This window comes from Nostoc sp. ChiVER01 (genome assembly GCF_034531155.1).
GTDB lineage: Bacteria > Cyanobacteriota > Cyanobacteriia > Cyanobacteriales > Nostocaceae > Nostoc.
Genome location: NZ_JAVRBS010000003.1, coordinates 250,228 through 274,892, shown reverse-complemented (window position 1 = coordinate 274,892; position 24,665 = coordinate 250,228). Strand labels below are relative to the sequence as shown.

The 24,665-nt window shown below is 40.3% G+C and carries 22 protein-coding genes and 1 pseudogene; 14 read left to right on the top strand and 9 right to left on the bottom strand.

The window, feature by feature from the left end; translation table 11 throughout:
• Positions 1-572 precede the first annotated feature (572 nt).
• The 5 genes from RMY00_RS05770 to RMY00_RS05750 all read left to right on the top strand — a co-directional run bounded on the left by RMY00_RS05770 (position 573) and on the right by RMY00_RS05750 (position 9,742).
• Positions 573-1,394 (top strand): hypothetical protein, encoded by an 822-nt coding sequence (locus RMY00_RS05770; RefSeq protein ID WP_322646635.1) that lies wholly within the window; start codon positions 573-575, stop codon positions 1,392-1,394.
• A 377-nt stretch (positions 1,395-1,771) separates the two neighbouring features.
• Positions 1,772-3,298: a hypothetical protein gene (locus RMY00_RS05765; RefSeq protein ID WP_322646634.1), complete on the top strand. Its 1,527-nt coding sequence runs from the start codon at positions 1,772-1,774 to the stop codon at positions 3,296-3,298.
• 268 nt (positions 3,299-3,566) lie between these two features.
• Complete coding sequence (locus RMY00_RS05760; RefSeq protein ID WP_322646633.1) at positions 3,567-4,040, top strand: hypothetical protein; 474 nt, start codon at positions 3,567-3,569, stop codon at positions 4,038-4,040.
• 344 nt (positions 4,041-4,384) lie between these two features.
• Positions 4,385-8,581 carry a CHAT domain-containing protein gene (locus RMY00_RS05755; protein WP_322646632.1) on the top strand — a complete coding sequence of 1,399 codons (4,197 nt, stop codon included), beginning with the start codon at positions 4,385-4,387 and terminating at the stop codon, positions 8,579-8,581.
• A gap of 510 nt (positions 8,582-9,091) precedes the next feature.
• Complete coding sequence (locus tag RMY00_RS05750; protein WP_322646631.1) at positions 9,092-9,742, top strand: Uma2 family endonuclease; 651 nt, start codon at positions 9,092-9,094, stop codon at positions 9,740-9,742.
• 155 nt (positions 9,743-9,897) lie between these two features.
• Here the strand turns inward: RMY00_RS05750 and RMY00_RS05745 are convergent, their stop codons facing one another.
• A complete protein-coding gene (locus RMY00_RS05745) occupies positions 9,898-10,644 on the bottom strand; it encodes a creatininase family protein (RefSeq protein WP_322646630.1) in 747 nt (248 codons plus the stop codon).
• 190 nt (positions 10,645-10,834) lie between these two features.
• Between RMY00_RS05745 and RMY00_RS05740 the strand changes: the two genes are divergently transcribed.
• Complete coding sequence (locus RMY00_RS05740; protein WP_322646629.1) at positions 10,835-11,311, top strand: hypothetical protein; 477 nt, start codon at positions 10,835-10,837, stop codon at positions 11,309-11,311.
• Between the two features lie 62 nt (positions 11,312-11,373).
• Here the strand turns inward: RMY00_RS05740 and RMY00_RS05735 are convergent.
• The 6 genes and pseudogenes from RMY00_RS05735 to RMY00_RS05710 all read right to left on the bottom strand — a co-directional run bounded on the left by RMY00_RS05735 (position 11,374) and on the right by RMY00_RS05710 (position 15,834).
• Positions 11,374-11,648, bottom strand: a pseudogene (locus RMY00_RS05735) (cupin domain-containing protein).
• Between the two features lie 22 nt (positions 11,649-11,670).
• Complete coding sequence (locus RMY00_RS05730) at positions 11,671-12,030, bottom strand: Mo-dependent nitrogenase C-terminal domain-containing protein (protein WP_322646628.1); 360 nt, start codon at positions 12,028-12,030, stop codon at positions 11,671-11,673.
• 720 nt (positions 12,031-12,750) lie between these two features.
• Positions 12,751-14,193 (bottom strand): protein kinase domain-containing protein, encoded by a 1,443-nt coding sequence (locus RMY00_RS05725; protein WP_322646627.1) that lies wholly within the window; start codon positions 14,191-14,193, stop codon positions 12,751-12,753.
• A gap of 48 nt (positions 14,194-14,241) precedes the next feature.
• Positions 14,242-14,790, bottom strand: a complete 549-nt coding sequence (locus RMY00_RS05720) for a GIY-YIG nuclease family protein (RefSeq protein WP_322646626.1) — start codon at positions 14,788-14,790, stop codon at positions 14,242-14,244.
• A 68-nt stretch (positions 14,791-14,858) separates the two neighbouring features.
• A complete protein-coding gene (locus tag RMY00_RS05715; RefSeq protein ID WP_322646625.1) occupies positions 14,859-15,188 on the bottom strand; it encodes a hypothetical protein in 330 nt (109 codons plus the stop codon).
• 454 nt (positions 15,189-15,642) lie between these two features.
• Positions 15,643-15,834, bottom strand: a complete 192-nt coding sequence (locus tag RMY00_RS05710; protein ID WP_322646624.1) for a hypothetical protein — start codon at positions 15,832-15,834, stop codon at positions 15,643-15,645.
• Positions 15,835-16,103: 269 nt separating this feature from the next.
• Here RMY00_RS05710 and RMY00_RS05705 point away from each other — a divergent pair, with 269 nt between their 5' ends.
• The gene (locus tag RMY00_RS05705) at positions 16,104-16,616 is read left to right on the top strand and encodes a GNAT family N-acetyltransferase (protein WP_322646623.1); all 513 of its coding nucleotides are present in this window, start codon (positions 16,104-16,106) and stop codon (positions 16,614-16,616) included.
• A gap of 108 nt (positions 16,617-16,724) precedes the next feature.
• Here the strand turns inward: RMY00_RS05705 and RMY00_RS05700 are convergent, their stop codons facing one another.
• Positions 16,725-17,342 (bottom strand): class I SAM-dependent methyltransferase, encoded by a 618-nt coding sequence (locus RMY00_RS05700; RefSeq protein WP_322646622.1) that lies wholly within the window; start codon positions 17,340-17,342, stop codon positions 16,725-16,727.
• 300 nt (positions 17,343-17,642) lie between these two features.
• Here RMY00_RS05700 and RMY00_RS05695 point away from each other — a divergent pair, with 300 nt between their 5' ends.
• From RMY00_RS05695 to RMY00_RS05670, 6 genes are all read left to right on the top strand, one after another.
• Positions 17,643-17,930 carry a Mo-dependent nitrogenase C-terminal domain-containing protein gene (locus RMY00_RS05695; RefSeq protein ID WP_322646621.1) on the top strand — a complete coding sequence of 96 codons (288 nt, stop codon included), beginning with the start codon at positions 17,643-17,645 and terminating at the stop codon, positions 17,928-17,930.
• A gap of 195 nt (positions 17,931-18,125) precedes the next feature.
• Positions 18,126-18,800 (top strand): response regulator transcription factor, encoded by a 675-nt coding sequence (locus RMY00_RS05690; protein ID WP_322646620.1) that lies wholly within the window; start codon positions 18,126-18,128, stop codon positions 18,798-18,800.
• Between the two features lie 197 nt (positions 18,801-18,997).
• Positions 18,998-19,966: an arsenosugar biosynthesis arsenite methyltransferase ArsM gene (gene arsM / locus RMY00_RS05685; protein ID WP_322646619.1), complete on the top strand. Its 969-nt coding sequence runs from the start codon at positions 18,998-19,000 to the stop codon at positions 19,964-19,966.
• A 135-nt stretch (positions 19,967-20,101) separates the two neighbouring features.
• A complete protein-coding gene (locus RMY00_RS05680; RefSeq protein ID WP_322646618.1) occupies positions 20,102-21,061 on the top strand; it encodes an inorganic phosphate transporter in 960 nt (319 codons plus the stop codon).
• 40 nt (positions 21,062-21,101) lie between these two features.
• Positions 21,102-22,091, top strand: a complete 990-nt coding sequence (arsS, locus tag RMY00_RS05675; RefSeq protein WP_322646617.1) for an arsenosugar biosynthesis radical SAM (seleno)protein ArsS — start codon at positions 21,102-21,104, stop codon at positions 22,089-22,091.
• A 228-nt stretch (positions 22,092-22,319) separates the two neighbouring features.
• On the top strand, positions 22,320-23,255 hold the full coding sequence (locus RMY00_RS05670) for an alpha/beta fold hydrolase (RefSeq protein WP_322646616.1): 936 nt from the start codon (positions 22,320-22,322) through the stop codon (positions 23,253-23,255).
• Between the two features lie 94 nt (positions 23,256-23,349).
• Here RMY00_RS05670 and RMY00_RS05665 read toward each other — a convergent pair whose 3' ends face one another.
• Positions 23,350-23,718 carry a BON domain-containing protein gene (locus RMY00_RS05665; RefSeq protein ID WP_322646615.1) on the bottom strand — a complete coding sequence of 123 codons (369 nt, stop codon included), beginning with the start codon at positions 23,716-23,718 and terminating at the stop codon, positions 23,350-23,352.
• 345 nt (positions 23,719-24,063) lie between these two features.
• On the opposite strand from RMY00_RS05665, the gene ilvN reads away from it, so the two are divergent.
• Positions 24,064-24,582, top strand: a complete 519-nt coding sequence (gene ilvN, locus RMY00_RS05660) for an acetolactate synthase small subunit (RefSeq protein ID WP_322646614.1) — start codon at positions 24,064-24,066, stop codon at positions 24,580-24,582.
• Positions 24,583-24,665: the final 83 nt, after the last annotated feature.

Sequence of the window (24,665 nt, the reverse complement as noted above, 5' to 3'; positions counted from 1 at the left end):
GGAGTGGGGAGTAGGGAGTAGGGAATAGGGAATTAGGCTTTTAATTTGTACTGAGCTTTTTCAGAAATCAAACATTAGTCCTATATCATGCAACGTATTGCAGTGTGTTATAAATTGTGCTATTTATTAATATCAGTCTGGCGGGATTACATCAGCTAAAAGTAATAGAAGCCCGGTTAAACGCAAATTAATTAAGTATCTAAAAATTTGGCAAATTTATCAAAAGATTGTTCATTGCAATATAATATTTAACTCAAATTTAAATTTATTATAAAAACGTATCAGTTAACTTTTTCAGTTCTATCTAAAAATAACTAAAATTTTGATATATTTATCAAAGTATTTTTCATTGTCTTTCAAAATTAACTCGTATAAATTGTAGGTGAAAGTAGCATTGATGAAAAGTTTGTTATCTACTCTTAATAGAGATAACTAAATAATCTAGTAGCTACCAACTAGCTTTGCTAACAATAAAACAACCAACAAAGTCACAAAGCAGACTTAATCTTTGTTTATTTTATGTTGCGATGCTAGCAAAATTTTTATCAAAACAATAACGAGGATTAATTCTAATGGCAGACAATTCAAGTAATAGTGGTAGCGGTAAGCCCTCTACTAGTGGGAACGATGCGATTGGACAATTTGCACAATCACCCTTCGGTCGCTTGAAAGAAGTTATCCCTGAGAAAGACCTTCCCAAGATATTTAGTGGTGTTGGTAATGGAGAAAGTGGCGGTAGCCCATTTGGTGGCGGTGCTACTGGTAGTGATGCTACCGATAGCAGTAAAGCTGATTTAGCCTATGGTGGTAATCCTTTCGCTGGCGACAACTTCTGGAATATCTTTGCAGGCGGTGTCAATCCATCCAAAGTCGCTGGTAACTCACCCGCAGGCGGTGGTAACCCATTCGCAGGTGGTGGTAAGCAAGGTAGTGGCAGCGACCCTTTAACTGGTGCTGCCAATAACCCATTTGCAGGTGGTAAGCCACCCGCAGGCGATGGTAAGCAAAGTAGTGGCAGCGACCCTTTAACCGGTGCTGCTGCCGATAACCCATTCGCAGGCGCTGAGAAGCCACCCGCAGGTGGTAGTAACCAAGGTACTGGTAGCCAGACCTATGGTATTAGCACAAGTGAAATACCGAACGGGTTCGATTTGAGGGTTACTATTGACAGCCTAGTTAACTCAAAGCTTGACAAGGAATCGGTTGGTGGTGTCGGTAGCGGTAACCCATTTGCTGGCGGTGTCGGTGGCGGTGTTGGTAGCAGTAACCCATTTGGTGGCGATGCCAGTGGTGGTAACCCATTTGGTGGTGGTAACCCATTTGCTGGCGGTGGCGGTGGTGCTAACCCATTTGGTGGCGGTAACCCATTTGCTGGCGGTGCCGGTGGCGCATAAGTATTTGGCGGTCGATAAATTTCGTTCGCTTAATAGAATCCTTGTGAAAATCAGCAGATAAATAGAGGAGAACAATAATGAGTTCTTCAGTACATAGTATGCTAGTGCAGCTTGGCATAAATAAACATACAATTCGATAAAACTCAAAAGCGTGTATTATCGGTGATGTACCTTCCGCCTTATTGTACTAGTTTGCTATTTTACGCCCTAAAACTTTTTACAGGTAAGGATTTGAGAAATACTTCCTGCTAATTTGACAGTAAGATGATTAAAGCCTTTATTATTAAATAGATTTGGGTTTAGTAAATTCACAATTGGTATAAGAAGTACTGAAGATCCTATAACCTTTTTAACTAATAATAGGAAAAATAGTGCCAATGGAAGAGTCTGTTGTCAATCCCCTTAATGGTGGAGTTAATCCTTTAAATGCAGGTGTCCTTAACAGCGTTAGTTCTTTTGCTCCCAATGTCAATTTGTCTACTGAAGGCAACCTGTTGACGGGTAGTAGCAATCTGTTATTAGGTAACGGTAACAATTCCATTCCAGGTGGCGGTATTAATCCGTTTGCAGGCGATGCTGGCAGTGGGCTTCAGAAATTAATATTTGATCGATTAAAGTCAATTTTAGGTGATAACTTTTTCAAGGATATTGACAACACATTGGCAGGAGGTAGTAATCCTTTTGCAAACAGTGGTTATCCAATTCCAAGTGGGGCTACTAACCCTTTGGCAGGTAACGGTAATGCGATTCCAAGTGGGGCTACTAACCCGTTTGCAGGTAACGGTAGTGCGATTCCAGGAGGAGGTAACCCATTTGCAGGAGGAAGTAACCCGTTTGTAGGCGGTGGTAATGCGATTCCAGGTGGAGGTAATGCAAACCCATTTACAGGTGGTGGTAATCCGATCGCAGGCGGTGGAAACCCTTTTGCAGGTGGTGGTAATGCGATCGCAGGCGGTGAAAACCCTTTTGCAGGCGGTGGAAACCCCTTTGCAGGTGGTGATAACCCGATCGCAGGTGCTGGAGGTCTGCTTCAACAATCGCCTTTCGATCCATTGAAAGAAGTCCTTGGTAATAATTTACCCTTTAGTAACGCTGGGAATACATCTAATCCTAGTAGCCAAACCTTTAATGAGGGGAATGCACCGGTTGGTAAAGGTAACAAGAACCTTGGTGATAATAACGCAACTATTGGTAATTTTAACTCGGATTATGGCAGTAACAGCGCAACCATTGGCAATGGAAACTGGAACTTTAATAATGACAATGCAACTATTGGTAATGGCAACTGGCTATTTGGAAAGAGTAATACAACCCTTGGTAACGGCAACTGGTATTGGGATGACGGAAGTAATAATTCAACATTAGGTAATGGTAATTGGCACTTCGGCAGCGACAACGCAACTATTGGAAACGGCAATTGGGACTTTGGTACTGATAACACAATTATTGGTAATGGTAACTGGGTTTTTACCAATGGAAATGAAATTATTGGAAACGGCAATTGGTTAGCAAAGACTGATAACACAAAAATTGGAAACGTCAATAATCTCAGCAGTTTAAAGTTATCCCCTCTAGGGATCAAAACTGATGTTAACAATCTGATTGACTCTCTTATAGGTAAAATAGGTAAAAATTTTCTTGGGTTCACAGGAGATTTTGATAAATCGAGTAGCCAAACCTTTAACCGCCTCATCTCTTCTAAAAGTGTTGGTAATGATATTGATATATCTAGCGATATTCAACAACTTTTGGCATCACTCAGCCCAATTCAAGGGAATTTCATCAATTATCAGCCTGTGCAAAACCCTCAACCTGTCCCAGAATCTGCTTCTTCAGTGCCATTGGTAGTGATGGGACTCGTGTGTTTGTTATTGTCACTGTTCAAAAAACAACAACACTGTTAAGGTAACGTGAGGCATAATAAATGCCGTTCGTTGGAAGCTTAAGGCAATGGACCTCTTGCAAAAGTACTTTTTGCAAGAGGGAAAAAAGGGGTTCATGTTAAAGGGGAAGGGGATAATACAGAACCTTTCCCCCTTCCCCCTTACCCTTTTCCCGACTTATGCAAGAAGTCTAATACAGTGTATACGATTGACTTTGCTCTACACATTGAAATTTGAGTTGTATAGATGGGAACTCTAGATTAAAGAAACTTACTGGAGAGTGATTTCTATGTCTACGACCCCAATTAGTGCAACATTGGCACAAACAGACAGAGATGCTGTGTTGCAAGCCATTACCACCATTAAAGAAAAGCTACCATTTTTAGTTGATTTGAGTTCCGACGATCGTAAGACTTTACCCAAGATGGGAGATAAGAGTCGAGCCTTTGTCAGCAAAGCATTAGAGGTGGCGGCGCAGAATCCAGAGTTTTTACCGCGATCGTTCGACTTAGAAGAGATGCGGAAGGACGTACAATTATTTGAAGCGTTGTATCCGGTGCTGTTGTCGTTGACGCAGTTACAAGAATTGGTGGATGATACATCTCTTGCAGTTGGTAGTGAAGCTTATGCAGCCGCCTTACAGGTGTATAACTACGCTAAAGCCAGTGGACAAGGCGCGGGTTTAGATGCAGTGGTTGTAGAAATGGGACAACGATTTGCTCGTAAATCTGGAAAATCCAAGTCTCAAAAAGCAGCATTGTAGATAATAGCTCAGTACTTGCACTTAAAAGATGCAACATTGAGGCTCAGAATTTGGATGTTGGAGTTAAAAGCACGACATTTCGAGTTCTGAGCTTTATTTTTGGAGTTCAAAGGCTCAAAGTTCGAGTAAAAAGGTGCAACTTCCGAGTTCAGAGGCTCAACGTTCGAGCAAAAAGGTGCAACTTCCGAGTTCAGAGGTTGAAAGTTAAGATTTTGAGAGCGATGTCTACGACGGGCTACGCCTACACAGAAGTATTTATCCCGAAAACTTGTCTTTTAAGAGGCATCATTAAGGGTTAGTGAGGTTAACATAGTAAAAATGTTTTCAGCCTTTTGTCGGTGAAAATGCCAAGTCAAGATTACAAATGGAAGCGGTTCTGGTGTCCTCGGTCAGGTCACATTAATCTAGCTGATGGCGGTTATCTATGCGACCCAGAAGAGAAGTGGGGCAAAATATACAATCCAGATTTAGTAACCTTTGATGCTATTTCTGCCTTACCATGTTTAGCACTTTTGGGTGAGCCAGGTATTGGCAAAAGTCATACTATAGAGGCAGAGAAAAATGAAATTATTAAGGAAATTCAAAAACAAGGTGGTCAGGTACTTTCGTTAGATATCCGTTCTTATGGAAGTGAAGACAGACTGGTTAGCAGATTATTTGACAGTCTAGAATTTACTCAATGGCTAAAAGGCACTCATCAGTTACATATTTTTTTAGATAGTCTTGATGAATGCTTGCTACGAATAAAAACATTAGCAACACTCCTAGTTGACGAGTTCAAACGTTATCAGAATCATATCCAGCGTTTACATCTTCGTATTGCCTGCCGAACAGCTGTTTGGCAACCAGTCTTAGAGGAAGGACTGAAGGAAATTTGGGGTAAAGATAGTGTAGGAATTTATGAACTAGCTCCACTTCGACGTGTAGATGTGAGTAAAGCTGCAAAGATTGAAGGCATCGATAATTCTGAAGCATTTCTAGAAGAAATTAACAGGAAAAATGTTGTACCTTTGGCTATTAAACCAATTACATTAGAATTTCTGATTAAAACTTATCGTAACTATGATGGTAAATTTCCTCTTAATCAAAGGTTGCATGAACTTTATCTTGAAGGATGTCTCTGGCTTTGTGAAGAACGAAATAAGAGCCGGATTTCATCGAAATTAAAAGGCAAACTTAAACGGCAAGAACGTTTAATGCTTGCGGCTAGGATTGCAGCAATCACGATTTTTGGCAATAAATTTGCGATCTGGACTGGTATTCAGAGCGATGTTCCAGATGATGACGTATTTATTGAGAAGATATGCCAAGGAACCGAAACAGTTGACGGTAGAGAGTTTGAAATTAGTGAAGAAGCTGTTGAAGAAGTTTTAGATACTGGTTTATTCTCATCTCGTGGTGAATTAAGTCGTATGGGATGGGCACACCAAACCTATGCTGAGTTTCTGGCTGCATGGTACTTAGTTCAGCACGAAACACCTTTGAATGAGGTAATAAAACTGATTGTTTCACCTGAAGATCCTGAACATAAGTTAATCCCACAACTTCATGAGACAGCAGCATGGCTAGCTAGTATGAGGACTGACGTACTTCAGGAAATCATGAAGACTGATCCTGATGTACTGTTGCGAAGCGACATACCTACAGATGCAAATCTTCGAGCAGCAATAGTTGATAACTTATTAAAACAGTACGAGCAAGGAAAGCTATTTGATTCACATAGAGATAATTATCCCAGATACGAGAAGTTTAAACATTCTGGGTTAGCTGTACAATTGCTTCCATATATTCAGGATTTAAGCAAGCCAATCGATGCACGAAATGCAGCAATAGATATTGCTGAGGCTTGTAAGGTAGATGAACTTCAGGAGGAGTTGGTAAACCTAGCACTTGATTCATCTCAATCAATTTACCTCCGAGCTAGTGCAGCAAAAGCAATCTGCACAATTGGTAATGCGAGTGCAAGATTGCGGCTGAAGTCTCTAATTTATAGTCAAATGCCAGAAGATGAGGATGACCAACTTAAAGGGTATATTTTCAGAGCCATTTGGTCAGATCATCTACCAGTAGAGGAATTGTTTAATGTCTTAACTCCACCTAAGAAGAGAAACTTTACAGGATCGTATCGAGTATTTCTTGATTTTGAACTCGTACCAAAACTACAGTCATGTGATTTGCTAGTTGCTCTTAAGTGGGTCGAAAAGCAAGGTCTTAGGTGCTTTGGACATTCATTTGAAAGACTTGCAGATGCGATAATGTTAAAAGCTTGGGAACATCTCGATTTACCTGGCCTAGCAGAAAGTTTTACTAAAGTCGCTCTAATACAGTGGAGAGAACATCAGAAAATCATAACTTTCGACAATGAGATTCAAGCACAATTTGAATTATCACTTGTTAATAATCTTGAAAAACGGCGCAAGCTTGTTGAGCAGGCAGTTATAACAGTTTCCCAATCAGGAGAAAATATATATTTTTTATTGCATTCATTAACAGAAAATACCCTTTTGACAGAAGATGTTTTTTGGATGCTCGGAAAACTTCAAAATATTGATTCTCAGCAAGAGCGAATTTGGACAGCCCTAATTCAGTGGAAATTTAAGCGTGATGATTTAAAACAGATAAATGCTGTCCTTGAAGCTACTCAGACTAATAATATCTTGCGTGAAGAATTTGCATTCTATTTTTCAACAATTGATTTGGATTCAATGCAGGCTGAGAATTTGAGGTCTAACTATCAAAGGATGCAAGAACAGCAGAATCGTAGACAAAAACCTATTTTAGACCCACCACCTCAAGAACGAGTACTTCTATTTTTAGAGCAACTAGAGTCAGGAAATCTATTAGCTTGGTGGCAAATAAATATGGAGATGCTGCTTAAGCCAGATAGTCAATCTTATGAACAAGAGCTTGAATCAGATTTAACAAAACTTCCTGGATGGCAAGAAGCTGATAGAAAAACTCGTGAAAGAATTATCAACGGCGCTAAAAAGTATATTCAAGAATATAATCAAGTAGCTTATGAATGGATAGGGACAAATACGTATGATCGTCCAGCATTAGCTGGCTGTAAAGCTTTACAATTGCTTTTACAAGAAACTCCAGAATTTTTAGATACTATATCATCTAAGATATGGCAACGGTGGGCATCTGTTATTGTCGCCTTTCCTCATAGCAGCACCACCCAAAGAGAACATTACTACACCGAATTAGTTAAGCGGGCATACATAAATGCCCCTTCTGAAACCCTGAATACGCTGCTGTCCATAATTAATAAGGAGAATGAGGAACATGGCTATATCTTTATTCTTAATAAATTTGAGAAATGCTGGGATGAGCCTTTCAAAGCTGTTCTTTTAGAAAAGGCTAAGGATGCAACAATTAAGCCTAAATGTATAGGACAGTTACTTGAAGAACTTTTAAAGCGTGAATCGATTGGAGCTAGAGAGTTTGCTAAATCCCTTGTTTCTATTCCTCTACCTTTAGAAGAAGAAGCACACCAGAAAGCTGTAGTTGCAGGTAGGGTATTAGTCGAATGTGCAGAACCTAGTAGCTGGGCGGTTATTTGGTCGGCTATCCACCAAAATACAGACTTTGGGCGAGAAGTATTTGAAGCAGTCGCTTACCGCTACTCGCATGGTTTGCATTTGAAGCTGACTGAAAAACAGTTAGCGGATTTATACATCTGGCTAGTTTGTCAGTATCCTCATTGTGGAGATCCTGATTACAGTAATGATGTTCTTGCTCACAATATGGGCGCTAGAGAAAGTGTTGCTAACTTAAGAGACAGTGTTTTAACACAACTTAGGGAAACTGGGACATCTCAAGCGTGTATTGAGATTGAGCATATTGCTGAGGAGTTTCCTGAATTAACGTGGCTTAAAAAAACGCTGCTGAAAGCCCACAGCGTTAAACGGCGAAAAAATTGGCAACCACTTAAACCAGAAGAGATTCTCCAGATTGTGACTCACAAAAAGTCATCCCCCATGAAAACAATACTAATTTTGGCAGCAAATCCTAATAATTCAACTCCCTTACGTTTGGGTGAGGAGGTACGAGAAATTGATGAGGGTTTACGTCGATCTCAGAAACGTGATCAATTCAGATTAGAACAGAAATGGGCTGTTCGGGCTGCTGATGTACGTCGAGCCTTATTAGATCATGAACCACAAATCGTCCATTTCTGCGGACATGGATCTGGAAATGAAGGATTGGTGCTAGAGGATAAAAACGGACAATCAAAACTAGTCACTACAGAGGCTTTAGCAAATACATTTGAACTGTGTGCTGAACACGTCGAATGTGTTCTCCTTAATGCTTGCTATTCTGAGGTGCAAGCCGAGGGAATTGTAGAATATATTGACTATGTGATTGGGATGAATGATGCAATTGGAGATGCTGCCGCAATTCATTTTGCTACGGGATTTTATGATGCTCTTGGAGCAGGAAAGTCTATTGAAAATGCTTATAAATGGGGTTGTAATGCAATTCAGTCTGAGAATCTGCCAGATCATCTGAAACCAAAATTAAAAAAGAAAAAATAACTCAACAGCTTTCTAGTAATTAGAAAAGCGCCTCTTCAATCACCATCATCCAACCTTATACCTTCAAGTTTTAACCTCAGAACCCGAAACTTAAACTTCAAAAGCTCAACGTTCAAGCAAAAAGGTGCAACTTCCGAGTTCAGAGGCTCAACGTTCAAGCAAAAAGGTGCAACTTCCGAGTTTAAAGGCTTAATGTTCGGGTAAAAAGGTGCAATTTCCGAGTTTAAAGGCTTAATGTTCGGGTAAAAAGGTGTAACTTCCGAGTTCAGAGGCTCAACGTTCGAGCAAAAAGGCGCAACTTCCGAGTTCAGAGGCTCAACGTTCGAGCAAAAAGGCGCAACTTCCGAGTTCAGAGGCTCAACGTTCGAGCAAAAAGGTCAAACTTCCCAGTTCAGAAGCTCAAACATCCCCTTCAGAACTCGAACATTTGGCTTCAGAGTTTAAAGAGTCGAGCTAGAAGTTTAGAATTTAAGTTACAAGGATATAGATTACTGGCAGAAGGGTTAGGCAATGAGTGAAACTCAGACCCAGTTACCGACAGATATATGGATTTGTGCTTCTTGGCAAGAGTATGAGCAAGCGATCGCTAATTTACTCAACGAGAAGGGAAAGAGTTACTACTACAAAGGACACATGAGGCTGGAAATGCCACCAGTTAGTTTTGATCATGGTAAAGACCATGTTGTAATTATTTTTGCGGTAACTTTATTTGCGGCACTTAAAGGAATACTGGCGACAGGTTTAGACACAACCACCTTTCGTAAAACTGGTGTTCAGGATTGTCAGCCCGATGTTGCCTATTACTTGAGAGAACGCGCTCAAACTATCCCAGCAGGTACAGGAATTGTCAACCTTGATCGCTATCCTGCACCAGATTTAGTGATTGAAATTGCGAAAACATCTCTGTTGGATGATTTAGGTACAAAGCGATCGCTCTACGAAGAATTAGGCGTTGCTGAATACTGGATAGTGGATGTCCAAAATGCCCAAATCATTGCCTATGCGATCGCGGATCAAGGCAGTAAACGTATTCAAGAATCACAGGTGTTGGCTAGATTAGCGATGTCTATTTTAGAAGAAGCTTTACGCCGTAGCCGTGAAATAAATCAATCTGAAGTTGGAGCTTGGTTATTGGGCCAGTTTCAGCAAAAGGAGGCTTGAGCTACATATCTGATTTTAATTGTCAGAATTGCAACTCGCAGATCCGCGACTTCTTGAAGAAGTCGGGGATCTTGTTTCTGTGCGTTTAATTGAGGATTGCTAGTTTGTGCAGAGACGCAATTTTAATCGCATCTCTACAGTATCCTTCATAACTTTTATTCTGCGTTTACAAATTCCAGATACCCACTGCTAAGTTCTTTCACCGCCAAATCATAAAATTGCTTACCGTGATCAGGCGTTGCTAAAGCCGGATTTGATCCCATACGTCCATCTGGATAACGCACTCGAAAGTCAGCTGCGCTATAAATCCGATATCCACTTGCAACTTCTGGTGAAAGATATGCTTGCTTAATCGCATTTGGATAAACGTACTGCGTGAGAGCTACTTCACTTGGCGTTGCATGAGAACCTTCTTGATCCCCATATAGTTCTTTAGCTAGTTTATATACAGAACCGCACATAAACCAGTTTGCCACTTGACATTGCACCTGTTGAGCATTAGGAATCTGCAAATCTTCTAAATGGGCGTAAGTTTCTGAAAAAGCAGCTTTCAGGGTGGCGATATTACCACCATGTCCGTTAATAAAGTAGAACTTGCTAAAACCAGCTTTGGCTAAACAAGTTACATAATCTCGCACTACTTGAATTAAAGTGCTAGGACGTAGACTGATTGAGCCAGGAAAGGCAGTATGATGTAGTGCCATGCCCACATTTATTGTAGGGCCAACAATCGCACCAGTAGCATCTCCTACACCAGATGCGATCGCTTCTGCACAAATGGCATCAGTGCCAATTAATCCCGTTGGCCCATGTTGTTCTGTGGAACCAATAGGGAAAATAATCCCCTTTGACTGCTGTAAATAAGCTTCGACTTCTTGCCAAGTACTTAAATGTAGTAACATTTTTAATGAATTTCCTCAATAAAATGGCAGTGGGATGAAACCTTTTTCTGCTAAAGCCCCACTAACATGATTATGAACTCTCTAGATTTTCTGTGGTGGCGACGCTATGAAATTCCATCATCTCTGCCAAACTTTTATCGGATTAACTGGAATATTTTTGCTCATCAACAGTATTTATAGTTTTTCTGCTATGGCGGGACGCTATGTTTTTAATCAAACGCCTCAAAGAATCGAGCGCTATTTTGGCCGTTATATTACCAAACAAACCAATGGCGATACCGTTAGCTATATCTATGCTCCACAAAGCTTTCGGCGGCTATTTCGTGAGTTTCCTAAAAGCAATTTTTCGATCGTCTTTGTGAAGAATCAGGTTAAATATATCAAGCTAAATTTCAACGGTGATTTTTCTCAATACCAAGGAAGTTATAATTACAACCAAGCTGAGGCAGCAAAATTTTACAACTATATTTTTAGTTATCAGCCACCAATTTGGCAAGAACTTTCTGCAAAATTCGGAGGAAATGAGACTATTTATTTCTATGAATATTGTTTAGGGGATGGAGTCGCAACAAGTTTCGAGAGATATGGATATAAGCAATTTACTGATTCTGCCACTTTATCCTATGACACTCGCTGCGAACCCCCTTATAGGAGAAATCCAAATTGAGTTGTGAGATGTTGGTATTGTGGATCATCAACTAGACAACGGGGATCAATCTTTTCTGTTGATTAATCAAAGTAATAATGTTTTTTCACGTCCTTTGTAATTTCCCAGGTGCAGGACATGCCAGCAGGAAAAGTTACTAAATCGCCTTTACCCATTTGCACTGGCTGTCCACCATCAGGAGTAACAAGAACATAACCTTCCAAAAAGTAGCAAGTTTCTTGAGAATCATAAGTCAAAGGGAATTTTGAGACTTCCTTCTTCCCAAATATCCCATTTAGAGATACCCAATTCATTGAGGCGTTCAAGTTTTAGGTTGATGCTCAATTTTAATTTCCATATTGTGTTTTCTCTAGTTATGTTTAGCAGTAGGATTGAATATCTTCTCCACACTGATCTACTAGATAACACAAAGCACGAAAACGCAAATAGACAAGTTCGTTATAAAGCGGATTAAGTTTGCACATTGGCGGAATATGCCCTATTTTGCGACCAAAAAGCATGATATCGCGCTCGAATGGACACTGAGCAGGAATTAGTTTAGCAATAAATTTAGCTAATTTCCGATTCTGAATCTCAATTTTATCCAGCCATTGACGTAATGGTTGCAGTAAATCTAATTTAGGTCTAGTAAATTGCTTTTTACTACCTTTTTTATTCTTTTCTTCTAAAGGGCTAACAAAAGCAGGCAGAAAAATACGCTGATTAATGGTTTTAAGCATAGTAGTAGGCAAGGTTTTCCTTGTGTAGATGAACTATTTGCCGATTGGAAATATTAACATGTAATCTGTTAACCAATTTGCATTGTGCTTGTAAATTAGCCAAGAAAAGAAGCACAAGGCAAATAATTTACATGCATCCTTAGGGGGAAATTGTTTAACTAATTGTTATTTAACCCCACCAAATCGGGAAGAACTGTCCCGTTAAATACAAAATAACAAAGAAAATATAAAAATGGCATTTCTTTAACTTATGGATTGCTAATCTTGGAGATAGCAATTTTATATATTAAATATAAATGCCTGGTTCTCAAACTGCCTAGTATCTACAGATGGACTTTGGGTAAGAAAAGAACAGTTTAGCTCTAACTCCATATAGACTTCGCTAGCATTAGCATCTAATAGCTAGCGATTTTAGGCTATTAAATATTTAGTAATCTGTCTACTATCTTACACTAGCTAGCCTAGATATTATCTAATAAGCAGCAATAAATCCTTTGATAAGCCCCAGCTAATATACTTAGAACTTATACCATTTACAAGAATATTTTGCAATAAATGCATCGCGTGTAAGGATGTACAGCACTATGCCCTCTCCTTAGTAAGGAGAGGGGTTGGGGTAAGGTTCAAAAAAGTAGTTTATGCAAAGGATAACCGTTATATATATATCAAATATTTTGTGAAATGGTTGAATTACAAAAAAATGGTATAATTACAAAAATCTTATTTCTTAAAATATCTCAAGCCATAACGATCTTGATACTTGCTGATATACTCTACATTCTGTTGCTCTAATTTTGACAGTAATTTAGGTGGAAATGCTTGTGGTGAATATATAGGGTGATACCAAGGTTGCTTATTAAAGTAATCTTGTATTTCAGGAGTATCAAAACGGCGACCATGATTAGCAAAAATCGAATTTCGCATAATATCTAGTTCAAAACCGTCTTTTCCATCCAAATCTGTATCAGTTACAAGTCTTTGGGAAAGCCAGAAATAAGTGCTGACAGGCGTAGTAGCATCTGGCGATATTGTTATAGATTGAGTAGGAAATGGGGTGGTTGGTATAAATTTAGGAGTTTCTATTACGGGGCTTGTGACAGTTGACGGTGTTTGTGAAGGTAATACCGTTTTGTCTGCTGTAGATTGAGAAGATTTTGGTAACACTTGGCTAATAATCACAGATGCACCGATTAGCCCACCTGCAATCAAACTACCAATGAGGATATTATTCTGATTATCACCTTGAGGGGTAGGCTGTGGTTTTACAGGAACTGTTTGAGGTGGCGGTGCAGAGACTATTGGTTGAGTCAACAGGGGTTGCGTGGGTGGAATTGGATTTGCTATGCTCTGCAAAGTATCCAGCATTGCTCTAGCTGTAGGATAGCGATCGCGCGGATGATATGCGATCGCTTTATCGATTACTCCTGCCATAATTGGGCTAACATGACTCGCGTACTGTCGCCAGACAATTTCACCCGTCTGGGAATCCGTTTCTAGTTGTTGCGCCTGTTTACCAGTCAGCAAATAAATTACCGTCATTCCTAAACTGTATAAATCACTCGAATAAACTGGTCTACCTGCGGCTTGTTCGCTAGGCATATAGCCAGGTGTACCAATCACAATCGAACTGGTAGGATTGCCTTGAGAATTTACTACTGTTCCCATTGACTCTCGGATAGCGCCAAAATCAATTAGGACTGGTTTACCGTCCCGATGACGCACAATAATGTTATCCGGTTTAATATCGCGGTGAACGATATGCTTAGAGTGAACGTAATCCAAGACGGGTAATAAATTGATTAATAATTGCTGGATGGCGGCTTCACTAAATAGCCCCTGCGTTTGAACTTTTCCAGTTAGGGTATCGCCTTCAATCCACTCCTGAACTAAGTAAAATTGTCCACCTGAAGAGAAATAGGCATACAATGCTGGAATTTGGTCATTTGTGCCACCAAGTTCTTCTAAAATAGCTGCTTCGCGTTGAAACCTTTCTTGCACTAACTGGTAAATTTGGGGATTGTTGTGAATCGGTCTTAGCTGTTTAACCACACAACGGCGCTTTGAGGGCATATAGGTATCTTCTGCTAGATAGGTTTCACCAAACCCACCAGCGCCCAGTGTGCGGATAACTTGATAGCGATCGTTCAGCAGCTGTATTGTCATGGGAGATTAGAAACAATATTCTTAAGATAGTTTTCCCTAAAACTACCTTCACTTCAAATCTAATAAACCTTCTTCTTTCAATTTCGGATTGAAGCGAATTTGCATTTGCAAACCACGCACTTCTAATAAATGGGTTGAAATTTCTGCTTCTACTCTCCGTGCCACATTTTTAAGAATTTTTATTTGTGCTAATTCATCATTAGCTGGATTTTGATAACTTGCCTGTTCTTCAGGTGTCATTACAACTTTGACATCAATGGGATGAGTCCATTTTTCCTTTTGATCCCCATTTCCCCAAGGGACACTGCCATTTTCAGCAATCCAAGCATTTTCAGTATTTTCTAAAATTGTACGACTAGGACGTTCAATAGTTTGAACTTTGATCCAATAGCATTGCTGTGGCTGACGGACTAAATGCTGTTTGAGGCTGAGATAAACATCACGAGAATATCCTACAAATTGCAGCACTTTTTCTTGGTCAAAGATAGCATATACCCCGATTTTACCTTGAAATTGTTCGGGTAATTGACCGCGATCGTCAATGTAAGGTATGTATTCCAGGGCTGCCAAAGAAGAAAGATTAGTTTCAAGAGCCATACATCAAATATTAAACTTACTATTTTTTGCCTGCAAAATTGCTAAGTAGGAAAAAACTATCTTTAAAATTACCCGTTATCCACTTTTTGGTAAATTGCACAAAGACGACTGGGTTTAAAAACCTTGGCACTAAACATAAAATTTGGTGGAACGTTTATAATGGCATATTCATCAGAATCATGATACTTTTCAAATTCTTCTGGCATTCCTTTAGTCGTAGTTAAGCTGTAAGGAACTGGTTGAAAAAGCAATTCTGTAAATTTAACTTGCTCACACTGTAACTGTTGACAAATTTGTTTTAAGAAAGCCTCGCTGGTCAATAAATTGAATAAAGTTTTTTGGGCTTGTGCTTCGAGTGTGAAACTGCTATCAAAGTTCTGGACGATTTTCAGGGGCATTTTTTGTATAGGTAGCTATTAAGGGTTAAGTGATAAGAGAGGATAGGCAACAATCCAAAAATGCTGGACAACGAAGCCTGTCTTTTTATGCAGATGAGCTTTATGAAAAATTACCACTTTAAGATCAGCCTATTGGATTGTGTGACTTCTGTCAGCCACAGGAGTAAGCTGGCATGATTAAGAATCGTGAAGTTTAGCAGATTTTCAGAAATAGGTGATTTTTTCTTAAGGTTGTGCTGACAAACTTCAGATATTGTACTAAAGTGATAGCCTATAGTGGGCTGCATCTACGCACTTATCACCTAAGCCCCCAGCTTTCCTAAAAATAATTCTCACACAAAAAAATAAGTGGATAATCGTGATATAAATCACAACTATCCACTCAAAGTTTTGTAAATCGGGATTACTAGAAAAACCCAAGTAGATTATTGAAGCTTGAGAAAGATCAAACCAATTAACGTGACTCAGTTCCCTGATTGGGGCTACCTGCTACAGAATCATTTTCTGGTGCTTCTGGTGTAGCAGTGGATTTAGCATCGCTCTTTTCATCATCGCCAGTTTTGCGCTTACCTTCGTCAAGAGTGGTTTCGTAATTACCAGAAGCGGGTGTATTTTCTTGGCTACCAGATTTTTGTGGTTCAGACATTATTGCATTCCTAATAATTTTATTGTTGATATTATCTTAAGAAGGTTAGGGGTGTGAGTGCATCTATCCAGATATAGTTATGGCTGATTTCTACCTCTATCGGAAGTATTGTTTAGTAATACTCATGTATACTGAAAAAAATCTAGGAATGTAGAATTTTTTAACCTTACAGCGCTTTCTATAGTTAAGGGAAGTTTATTGCCGCCTGTCTGTACTAGGTGAATAATATGATGTGATGATTGTGATACAAACTAATCATTGTGTAATGAATGAATCAGAGCAATCTGTCGTTACCATCTGGGTGTATACTTCGCAAGGCAACCTCTGGGGATCAGTGGTCGATTCGATTGCTAGTGTTTTCAGCGAAACTCGATCCAACCCAATTAAATTGGCAGCAATTTTGGGTAGTTGAATGCAATGCCTACGGAGGGCAAAGCCTACGGAATCTGGTAGCTTGTGGACAACTACGTAATTTCTCAGGGGCACAAGAACTTGGTAGTTTGGTAGTTGCATCACCTTGGAGAGGTCGCGGTTTAGGTACTTTGCTAACGCAGCATTTGATTAATACAGCAACAGAACCACTTTATCTGGAATGTTTAGGTGAACGATTGGCGCAGTTTTACAGTCGCTTTGGTTTTGTGCCAATATCTTTTGAAGACTTACCACAATTCCCTAAAACAAAAGGCAAGTCTTCGCTCAAGGGGAAATTTAGATTTTCGCAATTAGCTAAAAGGCTGTTTAAAGTTCCTGTGGTGTTTATGGAACATCGAGGTAATTCGTAATTCGTAATTCGTAATTCGTAATTAAGATCCCAGAACAAGGCTTGATACAAGCTGTTTCCAACCCTTTACTTTCCCCATTCCCCACTCCTCATTCCCTACTCCCCATTTTCAAATCTGAGGTTTAGCAAAGACTGTTAGTAAGACTGGCCCTAATAAATAGTGGTGATTCAAACACAATAACCCAGCTGAGGAGCCAAGAAGTTGACGTTGATTAGGGCTGTAAAGTCTAATTCCAAGGGTAGAAACTGGCAATAATTGAGATTCTGTCTCTTTGATAGAGGTAAAATCAACCAAGTAAAAGCGTCCACTGGGGGAAAGTACCCGTGCTATCTCACTAAGCACCTGTTTAGGTTCCAAATAGTGCAAAAAGCTGACAGTGCTGAAAACAGCATCAAATTGACCATCAGCAAAGGGAAGAGACTCAGCTTTGCCCTCGACATAAATTAAGCGTGGACGGTGGCGGTTACTTTGTCTGGCTACCCGCAACATATTAGCAGATAGATCCAATCCGATCGCTTGCAGGTCGGGAAACTGAGTTGCAAGGCGCTCAAGTAAGCGTCCAGTACCACAGCCGATATCAAGTACATTTGCTGTCTCTGGTAAATCGACGTACTCCAGCAACCGTTTGTGAATGGCTTGATAAAACACTGAAGGAAAGAGCCAGTCGTAACTTGGCGCCCATCGGTCAAAAAGGAACTTTTTGTTACTAAAAAAGTCATTAGTCATTAGTTTTCGCAGTTCACCTGAAGCTAAATGCTTTTTTAGGGTAAGTAGCTGCGCCTCAAATAAGTTGGTTAACTATATTGCAGTCCGGCAATATCTAGTATGCTCATCTTGGCAAATCATCCGAAATTTTGGCAATTGAATCTGTAGTTAACAGTGTGCCTAGAGACTCATTCTATCTCTTCTGTAGAGAACTAAAAAACGAGCAATCAGTGCATAAAACTATAGAACCTAACCGTATATATTTATAGAGGTTCCAATACAACCAACTGATCTAGTTTGAAATTATTAAGGTGAAAAATTATGAGAAGTTTTATTCAAACCCGGTTACACAATGATTTACTCCATCCAGTCCGCCAGTGGTTGGAAACGATAGAAATTCATAACTCCAAATTAGCTCATTTATTGTGCAAAGCTATTCCTGCTCAGTGTCCCTTTGAGCGAGACATCACGCTTTTTAGCCGGAAGCTGTTTCACATTCCTCCGATGTGTAAATTAAATCCCCTATACGAGGAAGTGGTTGGTTTGCGTTTTAAAGCGCTCTGTTATCTTGCCGATGAATGCGGTGAAGATGTCACAGTCTATTGCTAATAGCCAGTTGGATAGTTTTTTGATCAAGCAGCGATCGGTAATTGTAGATTTACGGTTGTTACTTACTCAGGTTTATACTAAGCTAACGTACACCCAATTTAGATGTTTGGCTATTTAAGTAGCTGACACCACGAAGACAGTGTTTCCAGACAGTATTTTTGCTTACCGTATCCTGCTGAAATCATTAACATTATCATGACGCACATCTTACTGGTTGAAGATGAAGTCAAACTGGCACGATTTGTCGAATTGGAATTGAATTACGAAGGCTATCAAGTCAGTATTGCCTACGATGGATTAACTGCACTTACCGCAGCGCGTAAGTTACATTTAGATTTAGTAATTTTAGACTGGATGTTGCCTGGTTTATCGGGATTAGAAATTTGCCGCCGCTTGCGAAGTATTGCTGAGAAAGTGCCGATAATTTTATTAACTGTCAAAGACGAAGTGAGCGATCGCATTGCAGGCTTAGACGCTGGTGCTGATGATTACCTGGTTAAACCCTTCAGCGTTGATGAATTATTAGCCAGAGTTGGCGATCGCTTGCGAAGAAGCCAGCTAGTAGACGGCGTAGATGTTTTAAAATTTAAAGACTTAACTTTAAATCGTCGCACGCGCCAAGTGTACCGAGATCAGAGGTTAATTGAGTTAACTGCTAAGGAATTTGATTTACTAGAATATTTACTGGCCCATCCGCGACAGGTAATCACCTGCGATCGCATTTTACAAGAAGTCTGGGGTTACGGCTTTATGGGCGATGCCAACATCATCGAACTTCAGATGCGCTACCTACGGCTGAAACTTGAAGCCAATAACGAAAAGTGCCTCATTCAAACTGTGAGTGGTGTCGGCTACACATTGCATGATTGAATTTGGGCATTGGGCATGGGGCATTGGGCATAAGTCATCTCCCTCATCTCCCCTTCCACTGTCAAATAACGTAAAACCCCAAACTTTTCTATTCCAGGAGATTTGGGGTTTTTGGCAATCTGAGTAAAAACTCATCCAACTCAGGGTTAATTATATTAGGATGCACAAAGCTGTCATCATCTAAAATCTAAAACTGCATGACCTATCTAGAAACAGCAGCGCAATTCTACCGCGAAGTTGCCGAAACCCCGCAAGTTGGACTTTGTTGTGTGCAAAGTACACCCCTGCAACTACCAGGATTGAAAATTCCTTTGCCAATGCAGGAAATGAACTATGGTTGTGGCACTACTGTTCATCCCACTGAACTAGGAAACCAACCTACCGTGCTCTATGTAGGTGTTGGTGGCGGCTTAGAAGCGTTGCAATTCGCTTATTTTTCCCGCCATGCAGGTGCTGTAATTGCGGTTGAACCGGTTGGGGCCATGCGGGAAGCAGCTGCACGCAATCTGGAAATTGCTGCTCAAGAAAACCCGTGGTTTGACACCAGCTTTGTAGAAATCCGCGAAGGCGATGCTTTTAACCTACCCGTTGCTGATAGTACCGTCGATATCGTGGCGCAAAATTGCCTTTTCAATATTTTTGAACCAGAAGATTTAACCCGTGCTTTAAAAGAAGCCTATCGGGTATTAAAACCAGGCGGACGTTTGCAGATGAGCGATCCAATTGCTACTAGTCAAATTCCAGCACATCTTAAACAAGATGACCGACTAAGAGCCATGTGCTTATCAGGCGCACTCACATATCAAGAGTATACTGAAAGAATTACAAATGCTGGTTTTGGTCAAGTTGAAATTCGCGCCCGTCGTCCTTACCGTTTACTAGATTCCCAGACTTATAATTTAGAAGAACATCTACTTTTAGAAAGTCTGGATTCCGTCTCATTTAAAGTTCCTATTCCAGAAGATGGTGCTTGTATCTTCACGGGAAAAACAGCAGTTTATGCTGGCTTAGAACCATTCTTCGACGACTTTGCAGGTCATCTACTCCAGCGAGGGATTCCCGCCGCAGTGTGTGACAAAACTGCTGCTAAACTTGCCGCTATCAACGCAGCAGAAATAATTGTTACCAATTCAACCTGGCACTATAGCGGTGGTGGTTGCTGTTAATTTTTTAAGAAAGAATTCAGGCGCCAGAAGTCAGAATTACTCTGTACGGCTGGGAATGAATGCACATGAATATTTCATGAATTGCATTATTAATTCTGGATTCTGGATTCTTACTTCTTCTCTATAAACCCTAAAATGTTGTTAATTAGTCTATTTATCGCCACGCTTTTTTTAGCATATTCCAATGGTGCAAATGATAATTTTAAAGGGGTCGCAACGTTGTTTGGTAGCCGAACCTGTAGCTATCAAACAGCTATTTTGTGGGCAACTTTTACAACTTTTGCTGGTGCAGTTACTGCAACTTTTGTGGCAAGTACACTAATTAAAAACTTTTCTGGGAAAGGACTAGTGCCTGATGCGATCGCTAATTCACCAGAGTTTCATTTGGCAGTTGCGATCGCTGCTGGTTTAACTGTACTGATAGCCACCTTCATGGGGTTTCCCATTTCCACAACTCACAGTTTAACAGGTGCGCTAGTTGGCGCTGGATTAGTTGCGATCGGACTCAAAGTTAATTTTGCAGCTTTGGGAACTTCTTTTATTTTGCCTCTATTACTCAGTCCAATTATTGCTATTCCTTTGGGAGCAGGAATTTACAGTTTATATAACTATATCATTTTAGAATGGCAAGTATCAATTAATCAAAAAATAATTGATACTTGCCATTTTCTCAGCGCTGGGATTGTCAGTTTTGCTAGAGGATTAAATGATACTCCTAAGATTTTTTCACTCATTCTAGTTATTGAGTATTTTTCGATTCAGGGAGGAATGATCACGATTGCGATCGCAATGGGACTTGGCGGTTTAATCAACTCCCAAAAAGTTGCAGTAACCATGAGTGAAAAGATTACCTCATTGAATCATACTCAGGGCTTATCAGCAAATATAGTAACTGGAATTCTGGTAATCGCAGCTAGTCAGTTTGGGCTTCCAGTTTCTACCACTCACGTTTCAGTTGGTTCTATTTTTGGAGTAGGGTTGACTAGCAAAAAAGCCAATCTAAGTGTTTTTTATCAGATACTATTATCGTGGATTTTAACTTTGCCTACAGCTGCAATTATTAGTGCAATAACCTACAGATTATTGCAAGGTTAGAAGAATTGAATATATTTTTGCCATATTTAAGGAGTAACTAATGCAAACTCAATCTAAAGTTACACCATTTAAAAACAAACTCAATTATCCTTTTACGAAAAAGGGAATCACTGTTTTACAAATTAATCTAGGTAAGCGTTGTAACCTTGCTTGTACACACTGTCATGTCGAAGCTGGCCCAAAACGTACAGAAGAACTTTCTCAGGAAGTTTGCGAACAATTGATTTCGCTAATCCATAAATTTCCTGAAATTAAAATTGTGGATTTAACTGGTGGCGCACCAGAAATGAATTATGGATTTAAGCCATTGGTAGAAGCAGCAAAAGCAACTTATAAACAGGTAATTGTCCGGTCTAATTTGACCATTTATTTTGAAGATGGATTTGCTGATTTACCAGAATACTTTGCTCAACACCAAATAAGAGTTGTGGCTTCCCTACCCTGCTATCTAGCAGATAATGTTGATAAAATGCGCGGTGCTGGTGTTTTTGATAGTTCAGTCAAAGCTTTGCAGTGGCTTAACCAACTTGGCTATGGTAAAGAGCCAAATTTAATTTTGGACTTGGTATTTAATCCCCAGTTACCCACGAATGAAAATTTTTCCTTAGCTCCCGAACAGACTAACCTAGAACGAGATTACAAAATGTTCTTACAAGAACATTTTAATATTGTGTTTAGTAACCTCTTCACCATTACCAACCTACCAGTTGGTAGAACCAAAATGCATTTAGAACGGAGAAAACTGTACACTAGCTATTTGCAGTTTTTAGAATCGCATTTTAATCCTCACACAGTTGAACATTTAATGTGCCGCGATGAACTCTCAATTGACTATCTAGGCAATGTATATGATTGCGATTTTAACCAAATGATGAATTTGCCTGCAAAAAATCGCAATGGTGAAGCTTTAACGATTAGCAAACTATTAGAAGCTGACAGTTTAGACCTGATTAGTGAGATACAAACTGCTGCTTATTGCTATGGTTGTACAGCTGGATGTGGTTCTAGTTGTGGTGGTGCTTTGCTCTAAAGGCAAATAAAATAGCGTAGCCAACTCATTTTTTAAGACTCTTTTATAAATCTAATACCATTTCTTTGTGAGGTCGCGCCAAATCTCTTAAATTATTATTTCTTGGCGTACTTGGCGCTCTTGGCGGTTCGATAAATGAAACTTTTTGGTCATTTTTGCGTAAGTCCTATCTTAAAATTAAAGAAAATTTTATAATAGTATTTTCACACTGCTGAGTTAAAGGAGACTGTGACCACTACATTACACTGGCAGGAACGGGTTGGTAATCAAAGAGATTGGGTTTGGCGCGGCTGGCAAACACGCTACACTTACATTCGCCCTAGCCCAAATCAGCACAATACAATACCACTAATATTGCTACATGGCTTTGGCGCTTCTATTGGTCATTGGCGACATAATTTGGAAGTATTGGGTGAGCATCATACAGTGTATGCCATCGACATGCTGGGTTTTGGCGCTTCTGAAAAAGCCGCAGCTAATTACAGCATCGAACTCTGGGTTGAGCAGGTTTACGATTTCTGGAAAACATTTATCCGTCAACCAGCGATTTTGGTGGGCAATTCTAACGGTTCACTGATTTCTATGGCCGCCGCCGCTACTCATCCCGATATGGTGTTGGGTATGGTGATGATGAGTTTACCCGACCCTTCACTAGAGCAAGAAGCAATTCCACCTGTACTGCAACCGATTGTCAGAGCAATTAAAAATATTGTCGCTTCGCCGTTGATTCTTAAACCTGTATTTAACTTCGTGCGCCGTCCTGGGGTGCTGCGTCGCTGGGCTAGTCTTGCCTACGCTAGCCCAGAGGCGATTACCGATGAACTCATAGAAATTCTAGCAGGGCCTCCCCAAGATAGAGGTTCCGCCAGAGCTTTCAGTGCTTTGTTCAAAGCTACCCTTGGAATTAACTTTAGTCCCAGTGTCAAGAAAGTATTACCAACCTTAACAATTCCCATGTTGTTAATTTGGGGACAAAAGGATCGGTTTGTTCCCCCAGCCCTGGCAAGTCAATTTGCCCAGTACAACGAGAAATTGGAAGTGTTGAACTTAGAAAATGTTGGTCATTGTCCCCATGATGAATGTCCTGAACAAGTCAACCAAGCTATTTTAAATTGGATTGGGAGGTGGGTTAGCGTAGGCGTAGCCCGCAGTAGGCATCGCTAACCGTTGCTTACTTCCTAAATACTATGCAATGGGAGCGTAGGCGTAGCCCGCCATAGGCATCGCAGCCACTATTGAATTTTGAATTGCTTAACACCTAGCCAATCGTGGCTTGGTTAGTGTCAACATCTGTAGCCCCACTAACAGAACGAGCTACAGAAACCATTTTGTTGAGAATTTCTTGACTGGGAACTTTACCTTTCAACACCACAGTGCTACCAGTCTGAGCAACCCAAAGGGTATCAACATCATCGAGTTGGGGGTCTTGATCAAATGCCAATGCTACCCGCTTTGCCAAACCACTTTGGTCATATTCACCGCTTAATCCCACACGTTCTGGGGGAATTGATTGAGTAGCAGTAGGAGCATCATTAGTATTAGGAGCTTGTGCTATCGACTGTGCAGTAGGATTTACTTGTGCATTTTGAGGTTTTTCCATCCCAAATAATCTTTGTAACCAACCCATAAAAACTTTTCTCCTAATTCTCGGTTTATCAAATCTGAGTATAAAAGCTTCACAAAAATGCCGCATCTGCCTAAGAAAAGAGATGCATTTAATGAAATCCCTCCTTGCAGGATGATTTTTGCTCAATTTTTTATTTCTAGAGAATGCAATGAGTGCAGCTATTGAGTTTACAATAAAAGGTCGCACTGACAATTAGTGCAGTAGTACGCTACGACAGAAAAAACCTACATTTGACAAAATGTCAAGAGTTTGTAACTCAAGGAATTTTGATTGAATAAGTGAATTCTGCCAAGCGGTACTAGAATCTGCGTTCCTCAAATCCTGTGCTAGCCTCTGTTGGCGAAGATGAAACATACCCTTTCAGTTCTCGTAGAAGATGAGGCGGGTGTTCTTTCCCGCATTTCTGGTTTATTCGCCCGTCGCGGCTTTAATATTGAAAGCCTTGCTGTTGGCCCTGCTGAACAAGGAGGAGTCTCTCGAATTACGATGGTTGTACCTGGTGACGATCGCGTTATCGAGCAACTCACTAAGCAACTATACAAGTTAGTCAATGTCCTTAAGGTACAGGATATTACCGAAACTCCTTGTGTAGAGCGGGAATTGATGCTCTTGAAGGTGAATGCTAGTACCAGCAATCGTTCAGAAGTGATCGAACTGTCTCAGATTTTCCGGGCGCGAGTCGTGGACGTGGCGGAAGATTCTCTCACCTTAGAAGTTGTAGGAGATCCAGGTAAAATGGTAGCGATCGTGCAGGTGTTGCAAAAATTTGGTTTGAGAGAAGTCGCCCGCACTGGCAAAGTTGCCCTGACTCGTGAATCGGGTGTGAATACAGAGTTACTCAAGTCTTTGGAAGCAAAAGTTTAGTTAGGAACATCAGAACCCCTCCCCCAGTCCCCACTTTTCGAGGATTGGGGGGATCTTCTGGGGTCAACCCAATTAAAAATGTA

Excerpts from the sequence above, each read along its gene's own strand:
- RMY00_RS05770 (WP_322646635.1), top strand. The coding sequence starts at position 573 with ATGGCAGACAATTCAAGTAATAGTGGTAGCGGTAAGCCCTCTACTAGT.
- RMY00_RS05765 (WP_322646634.1), top strand. The coding sequence starts at position 1,772 with ATGGAAGAGTCTGTTGTCAATCCCCTTAATGGTGGAGTTAATCCTTTA.
- RMY00_RS05760 (WP_322646633.1), top strand. The coding sequence starts at position 3,567 with ATGTCTACGACCCCAATTAGTGCAACATTGGCACAAACAGACAGAGAT.
- RMY00_RS05755 (WP_322646632.1), top strand. The coding sequence starts at position 4,385 with ATGCCAAGTCAAGATTACAAATGGAAGCGGTTCTGGTGTCCTCGGTCA.
- RMY00_RS05750 (WP_322646631.1), top strand. The coding sequence starts at position 9,092 with ATGAGTGAAACTCAGACCCAGTTACCGACAGATATATGGATTTGTGCT.
- RMY00_RS05745 (WP_322646630.1), bottom strand. The coding sequence starts at position 10,644 with ATGTTACTACATTTAAGTACTTGGCAAGAAGTCGAAGCTTATTTACAG.
- RMY00_RS05740 (WP_322646629.1), top strand. The coding sequence starts at position 10,835 with ATGGCGGGACGCTATGTTTTTAATCAAACGCCTCAAAGAATCGAGCGC.
- RMY00_RS05730 (WP_322646628.1), bottom strand. The coding sequence starts at position 12,030 with ATGCTTAAAACCATTAATCAGCGTATTTTTCTGCCTGCTTTTGTTAGC.
- RMY00_RS05725 (WP_322646627.1), bottom strand. The coding sequence starts at position 14,193 with ATGACAATACAGCTGCTGAACGATCGCTATCAAGTTATCCGCACACTG.
- RMY00_RS05720 (WP_322646626.1), bottom strand. The coding sequence starts at position 14,790 with ATGGCTCTTGAAACTAATCTTTCTTCTTTGGCAGCCCTGGAATACATA.
- RMY00_RS05715 (WP_322646625.1), bottom strand. The coding sequence starts at position 15,188 with ATGCCCCTGAAAATCGTCCAGAACTTTGATAGCAGTTTCACACTCGAA.
- RMY00_RS05710 (WP_322646624.1), bottom strand. The coding sequence starts at position 15,834 with ATGTCTGAACCACAAAAATCTGGTAGCCAAGAAAATACACCCGCTTCT.
- RMY00_RS05705 (WP_322646623.1), top strand. The coding sequence starts at position 16,104 with ATGAATCAGAGCAATCTGTCGTTACCATCTGGGTGTATACTTCGCAAG.
- RMY00_RS05700 (WP_322646622.1), bottom strand. The coding sequence starts at position 17,342 with ATGACTAATGACTTTTTTAGTAACAAAAAGTTCCTTTTTGACCGATGG.
- RMY00_RS05695 (WP_322646621.1), top strand. The coding sequence starts at position 17,643 with ATGAGAAGTTTTATTCAAACCCGGTTACACAATGATTTACTCCATCCA.
- RMY00_RS05690 (WP_322646620.1), top strand. The coding sequence starts at position 18,126 with ATGACGCACATCTTACTGGTTGAAGATGAAGTCAAACTGGCACGATTT.
- arsM (WP_322646619.1), top strand. The coding sequence starts at position 18,998 with ATGACCTATCTAGAAACAGCAGCGCAATTCTACCGCGAAGTTGCCGAA.
- RMY00_RS05680 (WP_322646618.1), top strand. The coding sequence starts at position 20,102 with ATGTTGTTAATTAGTCTATTTATCGCCACGCTTTTTTTAGCATATTCC.
- arsS (WP_322646617.1), top strand. The coding sequence starts at position 21,102 with ATGCAAACTCAATCTAAAGTTACACCATTTAAAAACAAACTCAATTAT.
- RMY00_RS05665 (WP_322646615.1), bottom strand. The coding sequence starts at position 23,718 with ATGGGTTGGTTACAAAGATTATTTGGGATGGAAAAACCTCAAAATGCA.
- ilvN (WP_322646614.1), top strand. The coding sequence starts at position 24,064 with ATGAAACATACCCTTTCAGTTCTCGTAGAAGATGAGGCGGGTGTTCTT.